Annotated in this window: 11 protein-coding genes; all 11 read left to right on the top strand. The window is 64.9% G+C overall.

Annotation, left to right across the window (positions count from 1 at the left end; translation table 11 throughout):
• Positions 1 to 63 precede the first annotated feature (63 nt).
• The gene (gene glf, locus AB0P23_RS09060; RefSeq protein ID WP_032366753.1) at positions 64 to 1,293 is read left to right on the top strand and encodes a UDP-galactopyranose mutase; all 1,230 of its coding nucleotides are present in this window, start codon (positions 64 to 66) and stop codon (positions 1,291 to 1,293) included.
• Entirely contained in the window at positions 1,290 to 3,197 is a 1,908-nt protein-coding gene (locus AB0P23_RS09055; protein WP_032374176.1) for a glycosyltransferase, read from the top strand. Before glf ends, AB0P23_RS09055 begins: the two co-directional genes overlap by 4 nt.
• The gene (locus tag AB0P23_RS09050) at positions 3,175 to 3,711 is read left to right on the top strand and encodes a phosphatase PAP2 family protein (protein ID WP_174557191.1); all 537 of its coding nucleotides are present in this window, start codon (positions 3,175 to 3,177) and stop codon (positions 3,709 to 3,711) included. The genes AB0P23_RS09055 and AB0P23_RS09050 overlap by 23 nt, the downstream gene beginning before the upstream one ends.
• Positions 3,708 to 4,613, top strand: coding sequence for a decaprenyl-phosphate phosphoribosyltransferase (locus tag AB0P23_RS09045; protein WP_027494814.1), 906 nt, complete (start codon positions 3,708 to 3,710; stop codon positions 4,611 to 4,613). The genes AB0P23_RS09050 and AB0P23_RS09045 overlap by 4 nt, the downstream gene beginning before the upstream one ends.
• Entirely contained in the window at positions 4,591 to 6,456 is a 1,866-nt protein-coding gene (gene zomB, locus AB0P23_RS09040; protein ID WP_032374175.1) for a flagellar motor control protein ZomB, read from the top strand. The genes AB0P23_RS09045 and zomB overlap by 23 nt, the downstream gene beginning before the upstream one ends.
• Before the next feature lie 213 nt (positions 6,457 to 6,669).
• Positions 6,670 to 7,680: an alpha/beta hydrolase family protein gene (locus AB0P23_RS09035; RefSeq protein WP_174557192.1), complete on the top strand. Its 1,011-nt coding sequence runs from the start codon at positions 6,670 to 6,672 to the stop codon at positions 7,678 to 7,680.
• 331 nt (positions 7,681 to 8,011) lie between these two features.
• A complete protein-coding gene (locus AB0P23_RS09030) occupies positions 8,012 to 9,025 on the top strand; it encodes an alpha/beta hydrolase family protein (RefSeq protein ID WP_027494811.1) in 1,014 nt (337 codons plus the stop codon).
• A 312-nt stretch (positions 9,026 to 9,337) separates the two neighbouring features.
• Positions 9,338 to 11,146, top strand: a complete 1,809-nt coding sequence (locus AB0P23_RS09025; RefSeq protein ID WP_032401161.1) for an alpha/beta hydrolase-fold protein — start codon at positions 9,338 to 9,340, stop codon at positions 11,144 to 11,146.
• Between the two features lie 83 nt (positions 11,147 to 11,229).
• On the top strand, positions 11,230 to 11,781 hold the full coding sequence (locus tag AB0P23_RS09020; protein WP_032366756.1) for a DUF732 domain-containing protein: 552 nt from the start codon (positions 11,230 to 11,232) through the stop codon (positions 11,779 to 11,781).
• Between the two features lie 9 nt (positions 11,782 to 11,790).
• Entirely contained in the window at positions 11,791 to 12,744 is a 954-nt protein-coding gene (locus tag AB0P23_RS09015) for a cutinase family protein (protein WP_027494808.1), read from the top strand.
• A gap of 288 nt (positions 12,745 to 13,032) precedes the next feature.
• Positions 13,033 to 14,031: an LLM class F420-dependent oxidoreductase gene (locus tag AB0P23_RS09010; RefSeq protein WP_027494807.1), complete on the top strand. Its 999-nt coding sequence runs from the start codon at positions 13,033 to 13,035 to the stop codon at positions 14,029 to 14,031.
• The last annotated feature ends 40 nt before the right edge of the window (positions 14,032 to 14,071 follow it).

Raw genomic sequence — 14,071 nt, 5'->3', positions numbered from 1 at the left:
GGACCGGCCGGGCGATGCCTGGCGGGGTGGAGCCGTCACGATCGTCGGATACCCTGGTTGCCCGTGACTGCTGTAAGCCCCGAGACCACCTCTTCCGACGCCACCGCGACCGGCCGCTACGACCTCATCGTCGTCGGATCCGGGTTCTTCGGTCTGACCGTGGCAGAACGGGCGGCGTCCCAGCTGGGCAAGCGTGTTCTCGTTCTCGACCGGCGGCACCACCTGGGCGGCAACGCGTACTCGGAAGCCGAGCCCGAGACGGGTATCGAGATTCACAAGTACGGTGCGCACCTGTTCCACACGTCCAACAAGCGCGTGTGGGACTACGTCAACCAGTTCACCGACTTCACCGGCTACCAGCACCGCGTCTTCGCGCTGCACAACGGTCAGTCGTACCAGTTCCCGATGGGCCTGGGGCTGATCTCGCAGTTCTTCGGAAAGTTCTTCTCCCCGGCCGAGGCGCGGGCCCTGATCGAGGATCAGTCCAGTGAGTTCGACTCCAAGGACGCGCAGAACTTCGAGGAGAAGGCGATCTCGTTGATCGGACGTCCGCTCTACGAGGCGTTCATCCGGGACTACACGGCCAAGCAGTGGCAGACCGATCCGAAGGAACTGCCCGCGGGCAACATCACCCGGTTGCCGGTGCGCTACACCTTCGACAACCGCTACTTCAACGACACCTACGAGGGGCTGCCGGTCGACGGCTACACCGCGTGGCTCGAGAACATGACACGCGACGAGAAGATCGACGTCCGCCTGAACACCGACTGGTTCGATGTTCGCGACGAGTTGGTCGCCGAGAGCCCGAACGCCCCGATCGTCTACACCGGGCCGCTGGACCGCTACTTCGACTACTCCGAGGGCGAATTGGGCTGGCGCACCATCGATTTCGAGACCGAGGTGCTCCCGGTCGGCGATTTCCAGGGAACGCCGGTGATGAACTACAACGACGGCGACGTGCCGTTCATTCGGATCCACGAGTTCCGCCACTTCCATCCCGAGCGTGAGTACCCGACCGACAAGACGGTCATCATGCGCGAGTTCTCACGTTTCGCCGAGAGCGGCGACGAGCCGTACTACCCCATCAACACCCCCGACGATCGGCAGAAGCTCGAGGCGTACCGCAACCGCGCGAAGGCCGAGACGGCCTCCAACGGTGTGCTGTTCGGTGGTCGACTCGGCACGTACCAGTACCTCGACATGCACATGGCCATCGCGAGCGCACTGAACATGTACGACAACACCCTGGCCCCGCACTTCGAGACCGGCACCGCCCTGGCGGGGGACAAATGACCGCCAAGCACCTGCTCGAGGACGGGGTGGCAGACGTCGCGCCGGTCCTCGGAAAATCGCTGTTGCAGCGAGTACTGCTGCCCCGGTCGGGTGAGCCGCTCGACGTGCGCACGCTGTACCTCGAAGAAGCGACCACCAATGCCAAACGCGCGCACTCGCTCTCGCGTACCTCGCTCACCATCGGCGGCGAGTCCGAGGTGTCGTTCTGCACCTACTTCAACGCATTCCCGGCGAGTTACTGGCGGCGCTACAGCATCCTGAAGTCCGTGGTGTTGCGCGTCGAGGTGTCCGGCCACTGCCGAATCGACGTCTACCGGTCCAAGGCCGATGCGTCGCGCATCCACGTCGAGGGCCGCGAGGCCGTGGACGGCGATGCGGCGCAAGAGTTTCTGATCGACCTCGGCCCGTTCGAGGACGGCGGGTGGATCTGGTTCGACATCACCTCCGATTCCGAGGTGGTCCTCGAGAGTGCCGGTTGGTACGCGCCGATCGACGCTCCCGGCGAGGCGACCGTCGCCGTGGGTATCCCCACGTTCAACCGACCGACCGACGCCGTCAAAGCGCTTGTCGCCCTTGGCTCGGACCCGTTGGTGCTCGACGTGATCCAGGCCGTGATCATGCCGGATCAGGGCACCCGCAAGGCGAAGGACGAGCCCGGCTTCGACGAGGCCGCAGCTGCGCTCGGTGGCCGTCTCGCGATCCACGATCAGGCAAACCTCGGTGGGTCCGGCGGCTACAGCCGGATCATGTACGAGGCGCTGAACAACACTGCCTGCCAACACATTCTGTTCATGGACGACGACATCGAGATCGAACCCGATTCGATTCTGCGGGCGTTGGCGATGTCGCGATTCGCCAAGGTGCCCACGCTCGTCGGCGGCCAGATGCTGAATCTGCAGGCGCGTAGTCACCTGCACGTCATGGGTGAAGTGATCGACCGCGGGAACTTCATGTGGACCGGCGCGCAGAACGTCGAATACGACCACGACTTCTCCGAGGATCCGCTGCGCACCAGCAAGCTGCTGCACCGCCGCATCGACGTCGATTACAACGGCTGGTGGATGTGCATGATCCCGCGCGTCGTCGCCGAGGAACTCGGGCAGCCGTTGCCACTGTTCATCAAGTGGGACGACGCCGAATACGGCTTGCGTGCACGCGAAGCCGGCTACCCGACGGTGACGCTGCCGGGTGCCGCGATCTGGCACATGGCGTGGAGCGACAAGGACGACGCCATCGACTGGCAGGCGTACTTCCACCTGCGCAACCGTCTCGTTGTTGCGTCGCTGCACATGCCGGGCGACGGCAAGGGCCTGGTGCTCGACACGATCAAGGCCACCGTCAAGCACTTGCTGTGCCTCGAGTACTCGACGGTCGCCATCCAGAACCTCGCGATTCGTGACTTCCTGGCCGGTCCCGAGCACATCCTCGAGATCCTGCCCACGGCATTGCCGACGGTGCACGCACTGCGCAAGGAATTCCCCGACGCCGTCGTTGTCGGCAGTTCCACGGAGTTGCCGCTCGCATCGGGTGAGGAAGTCGGAGCCGTCGGCCTGCCGACCAACCCGATTTCCAAGGTCCGTCGTCTGGCCAAGGGCTTGCTGCACAACGTCAAGCCTGCGCACGAGCAGCACCACGAGCGTCCTCAGCTCAACGTGCCGACTCTCGACGCACGCTGGTTCCTGCTGTCCCAGGTCGACGGCGTCACCGTCACCACCGCCGACGGCCGAGGCGTCGTCTACCGCAAGCGCGACCGCGCGCAGGCCGCGGCGTTGCTGAAGGAAGCGCTGTCGTTGCGCAAACAGTTGGCAGCCGAATTCCCTGCTCTCAAGGCCCGCTACCGTGATGCCGTGCCGCACCTGACCAGTAAGGAAACGTGGGAACGTGTCTTTCGTTACCAGGCGTAAAGGCCAGACCGAGGTGCCGACCGAAGTGCGCATCCTCGAGAAGGTGCAGGCCACGGTCGGTAGCGCCCCCGGTGCGATCACCGTTGCGCGCGGGATGTCGCACTTCGGCGAACATGCCCTCGGCTGGGTGGCGATCGCAGGTATCGGCGCTGCTCTGGACGCGCCGCGGCGACGCCAGTGGGCGTCGGTGGCCGTCGGTGCCGTCGGATCGCATGCCGCGTCCATCGTCATCAAGCGCATCGTGCGCAGGCCACGTCCCCACGATCCGGCCGTCCGGATCAATGTCTCGACGCCGAGCAAGCTGAGTTTCCCGTCGTCACATGCGACATCCACCACAGCGGCTGCGGTTCTCCTCGGCCGCGTGACCGGGCTACCGTTACCGGCGGTCCTCGTCCCACCCATGTTGCTCTCGCGCTTGGTGCTCGGAGTCCATTACCCCACCGACGTGCTGGCCGGATCTGCACTCGGCGCGTTGACGGCTGCTGCCGTCGTGAAGTTCGAAGGAGACAAATGAGCGAGGATGCCGCACCCGTAGGCGCACCGCCGAAGAATCTGGCGGACGGCATCGTCAAGGCGCTTCGCCCGCGTCAGTGGGTCAAGAACGTGCTGGTCCTGGCCGCGCCGTTGGCGGCAGGCTCGGTCACCGATCGCGACGTGCTGCTGTCCGTCGCGCTCGCGTTCATCGTGTTCTGCTTCGCCGCCTCCGGTGTCTACCTGGTCAACGACGCCATGGACGTCGAGGCCGACCGCGCGCACCCCACCAAGCGGTTCCGGCCGATCGCTGCAGGAGTCCTGCCCGTCACGATCGCCTACGCGATGGCCGTGGTGTCGCTCGGACTCGCGGTCGGCCTGTCGTTCTTCGCGAACTGGAAGCTCGCGCTGGTCATCGGCGTCTACATCGTCATCCAGCTGGCGTACTGCTTCGGCCTCAAGCACCAGGCCGTGCTCGACATCTGCATCGTCTCCTCTGGCTTCCTGCTCCGCGCGATCGCCGGTGGCGTCGCTGCCTCGATCCCGCTCTCGCAGTGGTTCCTGCTGATCATGGCGTTCGGCTCGCTGTTCATGGCGGCGGGCAAGCGCTACGCCGAGCTGCAACTGGCCGAACGCACCGGGGCGAAGATCCGTAAGTCGCTCGAGAACTACACCACGACATATCTGCGCTTCGTGTGGACGCTGTCCGCGACGGCCGTCGTCATCTGCTACGGCCTGTGGGCTTTTCAACAGGACGCCGAAACGGACTCCAACTGGTTCGCCATCTCGATGATTCCGTTTACTATCGCAATCCTGCGATACGCAGTGGACGTAGACGGCGGCGAGGCAGGCGAACCCGAAGAGATCGCGTTGGGAGACAGGGTTCTCCAGCTACTCGCCATAGCGTGGATCGGAGTGGTTGGTGTCGCTGTCTACCTCGCCTGACCAGCGAGACACGCGAGAAGACACCCCGGCACCGGCGGTCTCGACCAGGGCGGTCTTCTGGGTCGGGACCGTCGTCACCGGTGCCCTGTTTCTGTGGGGTGCCTGGGAACGTCGCTGGATCGCCGACGACGGCCTGATCGTCCTGCGCACCGTCCGCAACCTGTTGGCCGGCAACGGCCCGGTGTTCAACGCGGGCGAGCGGGTCGAGACCAACACGAGCACCATCTGGACGTACCTCGTCTACGCGGGTAGCTGGCTCAGCGACGGCCGGCTCGAGTACGTGGTCCTGACGATCGCGCTCGTGCTGTCCACAGCGGCCGTCGTCATCGCGATGATCGGCACATTCGCCCTGCGTGGTCGCACTGCGTCACGCACTCTCTTCCTCCCCGCGGGCGTCCTGGTGTACATCGCGGTACCGCCGGCCCGTGACTTCGCGACGTCCGGGCTGGAGACCTGCCTGGTCATCTTCTGGCTGGCGGTTTTGTGGCTGCTGATGGTGCGGTGGGGGCAACGCCGCGGCGGTGGCGTCGAACTGCTGCTGCTGGCCTTCTTCGCGGGCCTGGGCCCGCTGGTGCGCCCCGAGTTGTCCATCGTGTCGGTTCTGGCACTGGCGATGCTTTTCCTCGCCCCACAGACGTGGTTGTCGAGGCTGCGCGTGTTCGCATTCGCCGGCGCGGTTCCCGTGCTGTACCAAATTTGGCGTATGGGCTACTACGGCCTTCCGTACCCCAACACCGCAGTGTCCAAGGACGCCGGCGGTGCCAAGTGGTCGCAAGGGTGGGCGTATCTGACCAACCTGATGGGACCGTACCTACTGTGGCTCCCGCTGGTGCTGCTCCTGCTCGGTGCCGCCCTGTCGGTGACACGAGTGCGCCCGACGCTTCCCAGATCAGTGGGCGGCCTGCTCGCCGCGTTGCGCACGCCGACCGCTGTCGTCGTATTCGTGCTCGTCAGTGGATTGTTGCTCGCGGTCTACGCAATTCGAGTCGGTGGCGATTTCATGCACGGGCGAACATTGTTGCCCGCCCTGTTCACGCTGCTGTTGCCCATTTCGATATTGCCCGTCGCGCTCCCGCAACGATGGTCCGGTAATCGTGCGACTGCTGTTTTCGTCGCAGATGTATTCGTCTGGGGTGGGATCGTCGTCTGGGCTGTGATTGCGGCGAACACGACGGGAATGCCCCAGGGCTCGATCGTCGGACGAAGCGGAATCGTCGACGAACGAGCGTTCTATTCGCTCAACACCGGGCACGCTCATCCGATCCTGGCGTCGGACTATCTCGACTATCCGCGGATGCGGGCGATGGTTCAGGCGATCGACGACACCCCGGACGGCGGATTGCTGCTGCCGTCCGCGCAGTTCACCTACTGGGATGTCGTCCCGCCGCCCCTCCCGATCCCCGAGGGTGGATTCGGTCACACCGTCTACTTCCTCAACCTGGGGATGACGAGCATGAACGTCGGCCTCGACGTGCGGGTCATCGATCAGATGGGGCTGGCGTACCCGTTGGCATCGCACACCGAACGCCTCGAGAACGGCCGCATCGGTCACGACAAGAACCTCTACCCGGACTGGGTCGTCGCCGATCTGGGGCTGGTCGGCATCCATCCGTACCTGCCCTGGTACATGGACGAGGACTGGGTGACCGAAGCTCAGGTGGCGTTGACCTGCCCGGACACCCAAGAAATGCTGACGTCCTACCGAGCACCGTTGACGAAGGATCTGTTCGTCCGGAATGTGAAACGTTCGTTGTTCTATGCCGGTTATCGATTCGATCGGGTGCCGAAATACGAAATACAGCGATGTGATCTTCCGGCACCTGTATTGAAGGCCGATAATTAGCCGACAGAACACGAGAAGATCACCGGGTTGCGCCGATTCGGTCTCGACGCGAAGATGAGCTGTCTCGATCCTGTAACGGACGACGTACTTCGTGCGATAAGTGCGGAGGATATGTATGCGCCAGACCCTGGGTCGGGCGCGTACATGATGAACTTGCGAGATCAATCGTTGATTGCGTAACCGATGTGACGAAGCTGCTGAGAGGTCGAGTGCATGCTGGGTAGATGGAAGAGCCGGTCCGGGGACAAGCGAGCGGGCTCCTGGGGACGCCGCGCCGCAACATCCATGCTGATGGCAGTGGTGCTACCACTGGGCTTGGCCGTGGCGGGCGGTGGCGCAACTGCCAACGCAGCGTTCGACGGCAACGCCATCGACGTCTGGACGGACTCGAGCATGGGCCCGATCAAGAGCCGGGTGTGGCGGGCAGCGGACGGTAACACCAACCGCGTCGTCTACCTGCTCGACGGCCTCCGCGCCACGACCGACATCTCGGGCTGGGAGCACGAGACCGACGCCGGAGCAGTTCTCGCCTCGTGGAACATCAACGTCGTCGAGCCGGTCGGTGGACAGTCGAGCTTCTACTCCGACTGGTACGCACCGTCCAACTTCAACGGTCAGAAGACCACCTACAAGTGGGAAACCTTCCTGACGCAGAACCTCCGCGAGAACCTGCGCGCGAACTACGGCTTCAACCCGAACCGCAACGGTGTCATCGGCATCTCGATGGGCGGCTCCGCAGCCCTCACGCTGGCTGCGTACCACCCGGACCAGTTCAGCTACGCCGGTTCGCTGTCGGGCTACCTGAACATCTCCGCGCCCGGCATGCGCGAGGCGATGCGCCTGGCTCTGCTGGACTCCGGCCGCTACAACATCGACGCGATGTGGGGCCCGCCGTGGGATCCGGCATGGCTGCGCAACGACCCGTTCGTCTTCGCGCCTCGCTTGCGTGACAACGGCACGCGCGTGTGGGTCTTCGCAGGCAGCGGTCTGCCCGGCGGTCTCGATCGCCCACAGAGCTTCATCGATTACTACAACACCGCGAACGGTATGGGCCTCGAGGCCATCGCCCTGGCGAACAGCCGTGCTTTCCAGATCCGCATGGCGAGCATCGGTGCCAACAACGTCACGTATGCGTTCCCGGCCGTCGGTACCCACCAGTGGGGCTACTGGGGCGAGCAGATCCGCGTCATGGCACCGGACCTGAGCGCCAACATCGGTAACTGATCCACCCGGCAGCGTTTACTGTCGCAGTCCCCGCTTTCGGCCCTGTAGTGATATTTCACGACTTTTCAGGGCTGTTCAGCGGGGACCGCGCAGGATTGTCTCCTGTTTCAGAAACTTGCAGAGGCGAAACTGGGACGCTGATCACAGTTTTGCCTTGGAACCGCTCGATGGAATAACCTCCATCGAGCGGTTCGCCTGTTATGCAGCAGAACCTCAACTTTTCGACACACCACAGCTTCACCCCGGCCTCATGGGCCGTCAGTCAGCCCTGTTCGATTGCCGGGGGCCGCTACGACAGCGGAGACCGCGTAGATGAGAGAGAGCACGATTCATGCGATTTGCCGGCCTCAGCAGTAACCCGAAGGCGTCATCACGCTGGCGTCAGCGCCTGCTCGGCGTGGGTGCTGCCGCACTCGTTCTGCCGATCGCAGCCGGTGTCGTCGGCGGCGCAGTCGCAGTCGCTGCCCCCACTGCCGTCGTCCATCAGACCCCGGCCGGTGGCCGCGAGGACCTGATCGTCCCGTCCGAGATGGGTCCGATCAAGGTCCAGGTCCAGTGGGCGGCGCGCGGCGGAAACGCTGCTCTCTACCTGCTCGACGGCCTGCGTGCCCGCGACGATCGCAACGCCTGGACCTTCGAGACCAACGCGCAGGATCAGTTCGCCAACGACGACGTGACGCTGGTCATGCCCGTCGGTGGACAGTCCAGCTTCTACAGCGACTGGTACACCTCGTCGAACTTCAACGGCCAGGAAGTCACCTACAAGTGGGAGACGTTCCTGACGCAGGAGCTCCCGGCGTTCCTGGAGAACTACGGCGTCTCGCGCAACAACAACGGTGTTCTCGGACTGTCGATGGGTGGTTCGGCTGCCCTGACGCTCGCCGCGTACCACCGCGACCAGTTCAAGTTCGCTGGCTCGCTCTCGGGTTACCTGAACATCTCGGCCCCGGGCATGCGTGAGGCGATTCGTATCGCGATGCTCGATGCCGGTCGCTTCAACGTCGACTCCATGTGGGGACCGCCCTGGAACCCGGCGTGGCTGCGCAACGACCCGTTCGTCTTCGCACCCAGGTTGCAGGGTCTGTCGCTGTACATCTCCGCAGCCAGTGGCCTGCCCGGCCAGTTCGACCGCCCGGCCGCGCCGATCGATTTCTACAACACCGCCAACGGCATGGCGCTCGAGGCACTCTCGCTCGCCAACACCCGTGCATTCCAGATCCGCATGGGCACCCTCGGTATCCCGGCGACCTACAGCTTCCCGGCCAACGGAATCCACGCCTGGCCGTACTGGGGTGCCGAGCTGTGGAAGGCACGCACCCAGATCCTGGACGCGCTGAACGCCTGATTCGGTTCCGTAACGTGCTCTCCGACAATGCCGCCCCACGCTCTCGCGTCGGGCGGCATTGTCGGTTCAAGCGCAGGCTCTTCGAGCCTCCCCAATTCACATTCGCACCACCAGTCACAGCGAGTCTGCTGTTCGTGGCCATCGGGCACGTGTAGAAAGACATACGAAGCATGTCTCGAGACGAGACCTTCGGTCGTCACAGGAAAGAGAGTCACCATCATGCGCACTGAGCTTGTTCGGTTCGGTCGTACCCCATCGGCCGGCACACGGGCTCGGCGAGCGGCAGCAGCAGTGACTGTCGCCTCCGCGCTGATGATTCCCTTCGCGACGACGACGCTGGCCACTGCAGCCCCGGTTGCTCATGCCGCCCCGATGGCGCAGACCGGCCCCGCCTACACCCAGACCGGTGGAGCAACCGTCACCTCGGTGGACTGGCTCTCCGATCGCCGCGTCGCGCTGTGGATCCAGTCGCCCTCGATGGGAACGCCCATCCAGGTGCAGCTGCTGCTCGCGCGTGACTGGAACATCAACCCGCAGGCCACGTTCCCGCAGGTGTACATGTTGGACGGCCTCCGGGCGACCGACCAGGAGAACGGCTGGACGGCCGAGACCGACGCCGAGGCCTACTTCGCCGACAAGAACGTCAACGTCGTGCTGCCGATCGGCGGACAGTCCAGCTTCTACTCCGACTGGGTCGATCAGGACAACGGCAAGAACTACCAGTGGGAGACGTTCCTGACCAAGGAGCTGCCGCCCATCCTGGCCAAGGACTGGCGCAGCACCGACAACCGTGGCGTCGTCGGGTTGTCGATGGGTGGCACGTCCGCGATGTTCCTCGCGGCCCGCAACCCCGGCTTCTTCAAGTTCGCCGGTTCGCTGTCGGGCATCCTGACCACCACCTCGCTCGGCATGCCGCAGGCCATCCAGTACGCGATGACCGACGCCGGCGGCTACAACTCCAAGGCCATGTGGGGCGCACCGTCCAACTCGCTGTGGGCTCAGCACGATCCGTACCTGCTGGCCGACAAGCTGAAGGGCGTCAGCCTCTACATCTCGAGTGGCAACGGCTCGACCGGCCCGTACGATCAGCCGTCGCCGATTCCGGGCGTCAGCACCAACTACGCGGGTATGGGGCTCGAGATCCTCTCGCGACTCACTTCCCAGACCTTCGCCACCAAGCTCAACCAGCTCGGAATCCCCGCGCAGGTCAACTACCGCCCGTCGGGCACGCACTCGTGGCCGTACTGGCAGTTCGAGTTGCACCAGCTGTGGCCGCAGCTCGCCACGGCACTCGGCGTCGAGGTCGACAAGCCCGCCTGCAGTGTCGCGGGCATGATCGGCAATGCGAGCGGCGCGAACTCGTGGCTGGGTCCCTGCCTCACCGCGGAGTACAACGTCGCAGGCGGACGAGCTCAGGACTTCACCTTCGGTCGGGTCTTCTTCGCGCCTGACACCGGGGCGCAGGTGGTTGCCGGCGCTATCGGCGGTATCTACCAGGGCAACAAGGGCCCCGAGGGTGCGCTCGGCTTCCCGAAGACCGGCGAGATCGCCACTCCCGACGGCCGCGGTCGCTTCAACGCCTTCCAGAACGGCATGGTCTACTTCACGCCGCAGACCGGAGCCCATGTGGTCAAGGGTGCCGTGCTCGACGAGTGGGCAGCCCAGGGGTACGAGGGCGGTCCTCTGGGATACCCGGTGCTCGACGAGGTGGCAACACCCAACAAGCCCGGCTCGGTGCAGGGCTTCGAGATCGGCGCGATCTACACCTCGCCCGACGCGGGCGTGCATTCTGTGCAGGGCATGATTCTCGGTAAGTACGGTGAATTGGGTTGGGAGAGTGGACCTCTCGGGTTCCCCAAGTCCAACGAGATCGGCCCCATCCGGGACGGCGGACGGTTCAATCAGTTCGAGACCGGCAACATCTACTGGAGCCCGGTCAGCGGAGCCTGGTCCTTGCCGTACGGCCCGATCTTCGACGCCTGGGGATCGGTGGGCTACGAAGGTGGCCGCCTCGGCTACCCCACCAGCGATCAGTTCGACATCGACGGTGGCGGTAAGCAACAGAACTTCCAGTTCGGCATCATCACCGTCAAGGACGGCAAGGCCACGATCGCTCCGTGACCGGAGGCAGTCACGGCTTCAGAGTTCTCTCAGAGCGTGGCTGTACTCTCGCCTGCGACCCGACGACCGAAGGATTTCGATCGATGACGCGTAATTCTCTGGCCAGAACTCTGTCACTCGGCGTGCTCGCCGTGGCGGCGAGCTCGATGCTGGCGGCGTGTGGAAGTGACGACTCGACGGCCACCGGCGCGCCGACCAGCACCACCACGGCAGCTGCGACGACGACCGAGGCGAGTTCGTCGACGTCGGCGGCCGAGAGCACCACCACTACTGTCGCTCCGACCACCAGCCCGGGCGAGGCGGCGACGGCACCGCCGGAGCAACCCCAGGCCGTGCCGGACGACTTCCCGGGGCCGACGGAGAGCCAGATCGACAACCGTGGCCAGCGTTTCCTCGACGAGCTGAAGAGCAAGGGCGTCACCCCGGCGGGCAACGGCGACATCGCGGTGTCGACGGCCAACTACATCTGTGCCGCGCAGGCGCAGGGCGTCGCAGCCGACGAAATCACGACCTACGTCACCGCGAACGTCGGCGTCGAGGCGAGTGCAGCCGGAACGCAGATGAACGAGACGCAGGCCCAGCAGGCTGCCCAGACCTACATCGCCGCCGCGCAGGCGACGTACTGCACGCCGTAGTTCGCGCTGATGGCCAAACGTAAACGCAGAGTTCTGCCGGTGATCGCCTTCGCGGTGATCATCGGGCTCGTCATCGTGGCCCTGTGGTACCTCCTCGCCGGGCGTCTCGGACCCGGACCGGGACCGGTACCGCCGCCGGGGCCCGAGCAGCCGACCTCGCAACCGGCGGACTGCCCGGACGTCCAGGTCATTGCCATCCCCGGTACGTGGGAGTCGTCGTCGACCGACGACCCGTACAACCCGACCGCCAATCCGGTGTCGCTGATGCTCAACGTCACCCGGCCGCTGCAGGAGCAGTTCCCCGGATCTCGCGCGGACGTCTACACGGTTCCCTACGTCGCACAGTTCTCGAACCCCATCGCGCTGCCGCCGGACGGCCAACAGTCGTACAACAACAGCCGTACCGAGGGCAAAAACGTTGCGGTGCAGAAGATGTCGGACGTCGCAGCGCGATGCCCACTGACCAACTTCGTCATGGCCGGCTTCTCTCAGGGAGCAGTCATCTCCGGCGACATCGCGGCCGACATCGGCGCGGGTAACGGACCCATCTCCGCCGATCGTGTCCTCGGCGTCACCCTCATCGCCGACGGCCGCCGCGACGGAGTGTCGGGTACCGACGTGCCGGGACCGCTCGACGGTGTCGGAGCCGAGGTCGCCCTGGGGGGACTCGACCTCCCCGGCATCACCATGACGGGGCGTCGGGACGGCGGATTCGGCGCGCTCGACGACCGGACCAATCAGATCTGTGCACCCGGCGACCTGATCTGTGCGTCCCCGTCGGATGGACTGTCGCTGCGCAACATTCCGCAGAGCATCCAAATTCTGATCGGGGCGGCGGGCAATCCGGTGCACGCGTCGTACAACAGTTTCGTCGTCGACGGTTCCGGCACGACGGCCACCCAGTGGACGGCGGCGTGGGCGGCCGATCTGATCGAGAATGCGCCGACGCCTCCGCACTCGTGATCGGGTGGTGTGGACGACGGCGTGATCGGGGTCGTGGGTAGCGCAGTGACCGGTGTCATGGATAACGGACAGGTCACAACGCGGCGTGTCGCCAACTGGTGCAGGGCACAAACCTGTGGTCTGCGACCCCCAGTCGGTGGGATCCGCTCCCGCGAGCGGCTAGAGTGACGCCTTGGACCTGCGCGGATCGGCCCCGGCCGACTGCCCGCACGGTGTGCCCAGACCCCCGGTGCCGACCACCTCAGACCCCAGGTGCCGGCCGCTCCAGACCCCAGAGGAGAGCAATAGATGAGTTCCGCCGAGGCCGCGACCCCCGGGCCGCGCAAATTCCGCTTCGCTGCAGGCGGAGAGGGAAACGCGGAGGAGGGCGGGGCTCGGAAGTTCATCAAGCTGGCTCAGCAGGCCGAGGAACTGGGTTACGACAGCTTCATGATTCCCGATCATCTCGGTAATCAGGTCGGGCCGATCGCGGCGCTCGGAGCTCTCGCCGTTGCCACCGACAAGATTCGGCTCGGCACGGCGGTGCTCGCCAACGGCTTCCGCCATCCCGCGGTGCTCGCCAAGGACGCGGCAACCATCGATGTGCTCTCCGGCGGACGGCTCGAACTCGGACTCGGCGCGGGCTGGATGCGCGAGGAATACGACAAGGCCGGCATCACCTACGACCGTCCCGGCGTCCGCATCGAAAAGCTCGCAGAGACCCTCGACATTCTCGACGTGTTGCTGCGCGGTCAGGAATGCAACTACGAGGGCAAGCACTACACGATCACCGGTCTCAAGGGCAGCCCTCGTCCGCGTCAGGGACCGCGTCCGCCGATCTGCATCGGCGGCGGCGGCCCCAAGATGCTCGCGCTGGCGGCCAAGCACGCCGACATCATCTCCGTGGTGCCGAGCACCTCGAAGGAAGGCAAGTTGCTGCTGTCGGGCATGACCATCGAGAAGACTCTCGAGCGCGTCGAGCTCATCCGGGCTGCCGCAGGGGATCGGTTCGACGACATCGAGCTGAACTGGGCGATCACCACCATCGTGGTCACCGACGATCGCGAGCAGATGGCCGAGATGGCGTTGGCCGCGCTGGACAACGGTTATCCGCCCAACGTGGACGTCGACGTCAAGCTCACGGTCGAGGACATTCTGTCGTCGCCGTACCTCGCCTTCGGAACGTACGAGGAAATCGCCGATCAGATCCGTAACGTTCGCGCGCGGACGACGATGTCCTATGTCGGGGTTTTCCCCACACAAATGGAAGCATTCGCTCCGGTTGTCGACTTGCTGAAAGGCGAGTGACGCAGGCGCGTGTCGGTAGCATGGAGTCGGCCTCGAGGTC

The organism is Rhodococcus sp. NPDC077669, assembly GCF_040686915.1.
In the GTDB taxonomy this organism is placed as follows: Bacteria; Actinomycetota; Actinomycetes; order Mycobacteriales; family Mycobacteriaceae; genus Rhodococcoides; species Rhodococcoides fascians.
Note: the sequence above shows the minus strand (reverse complement) of the source record. Positions and strands in the feature narration are given on the sequence as shown.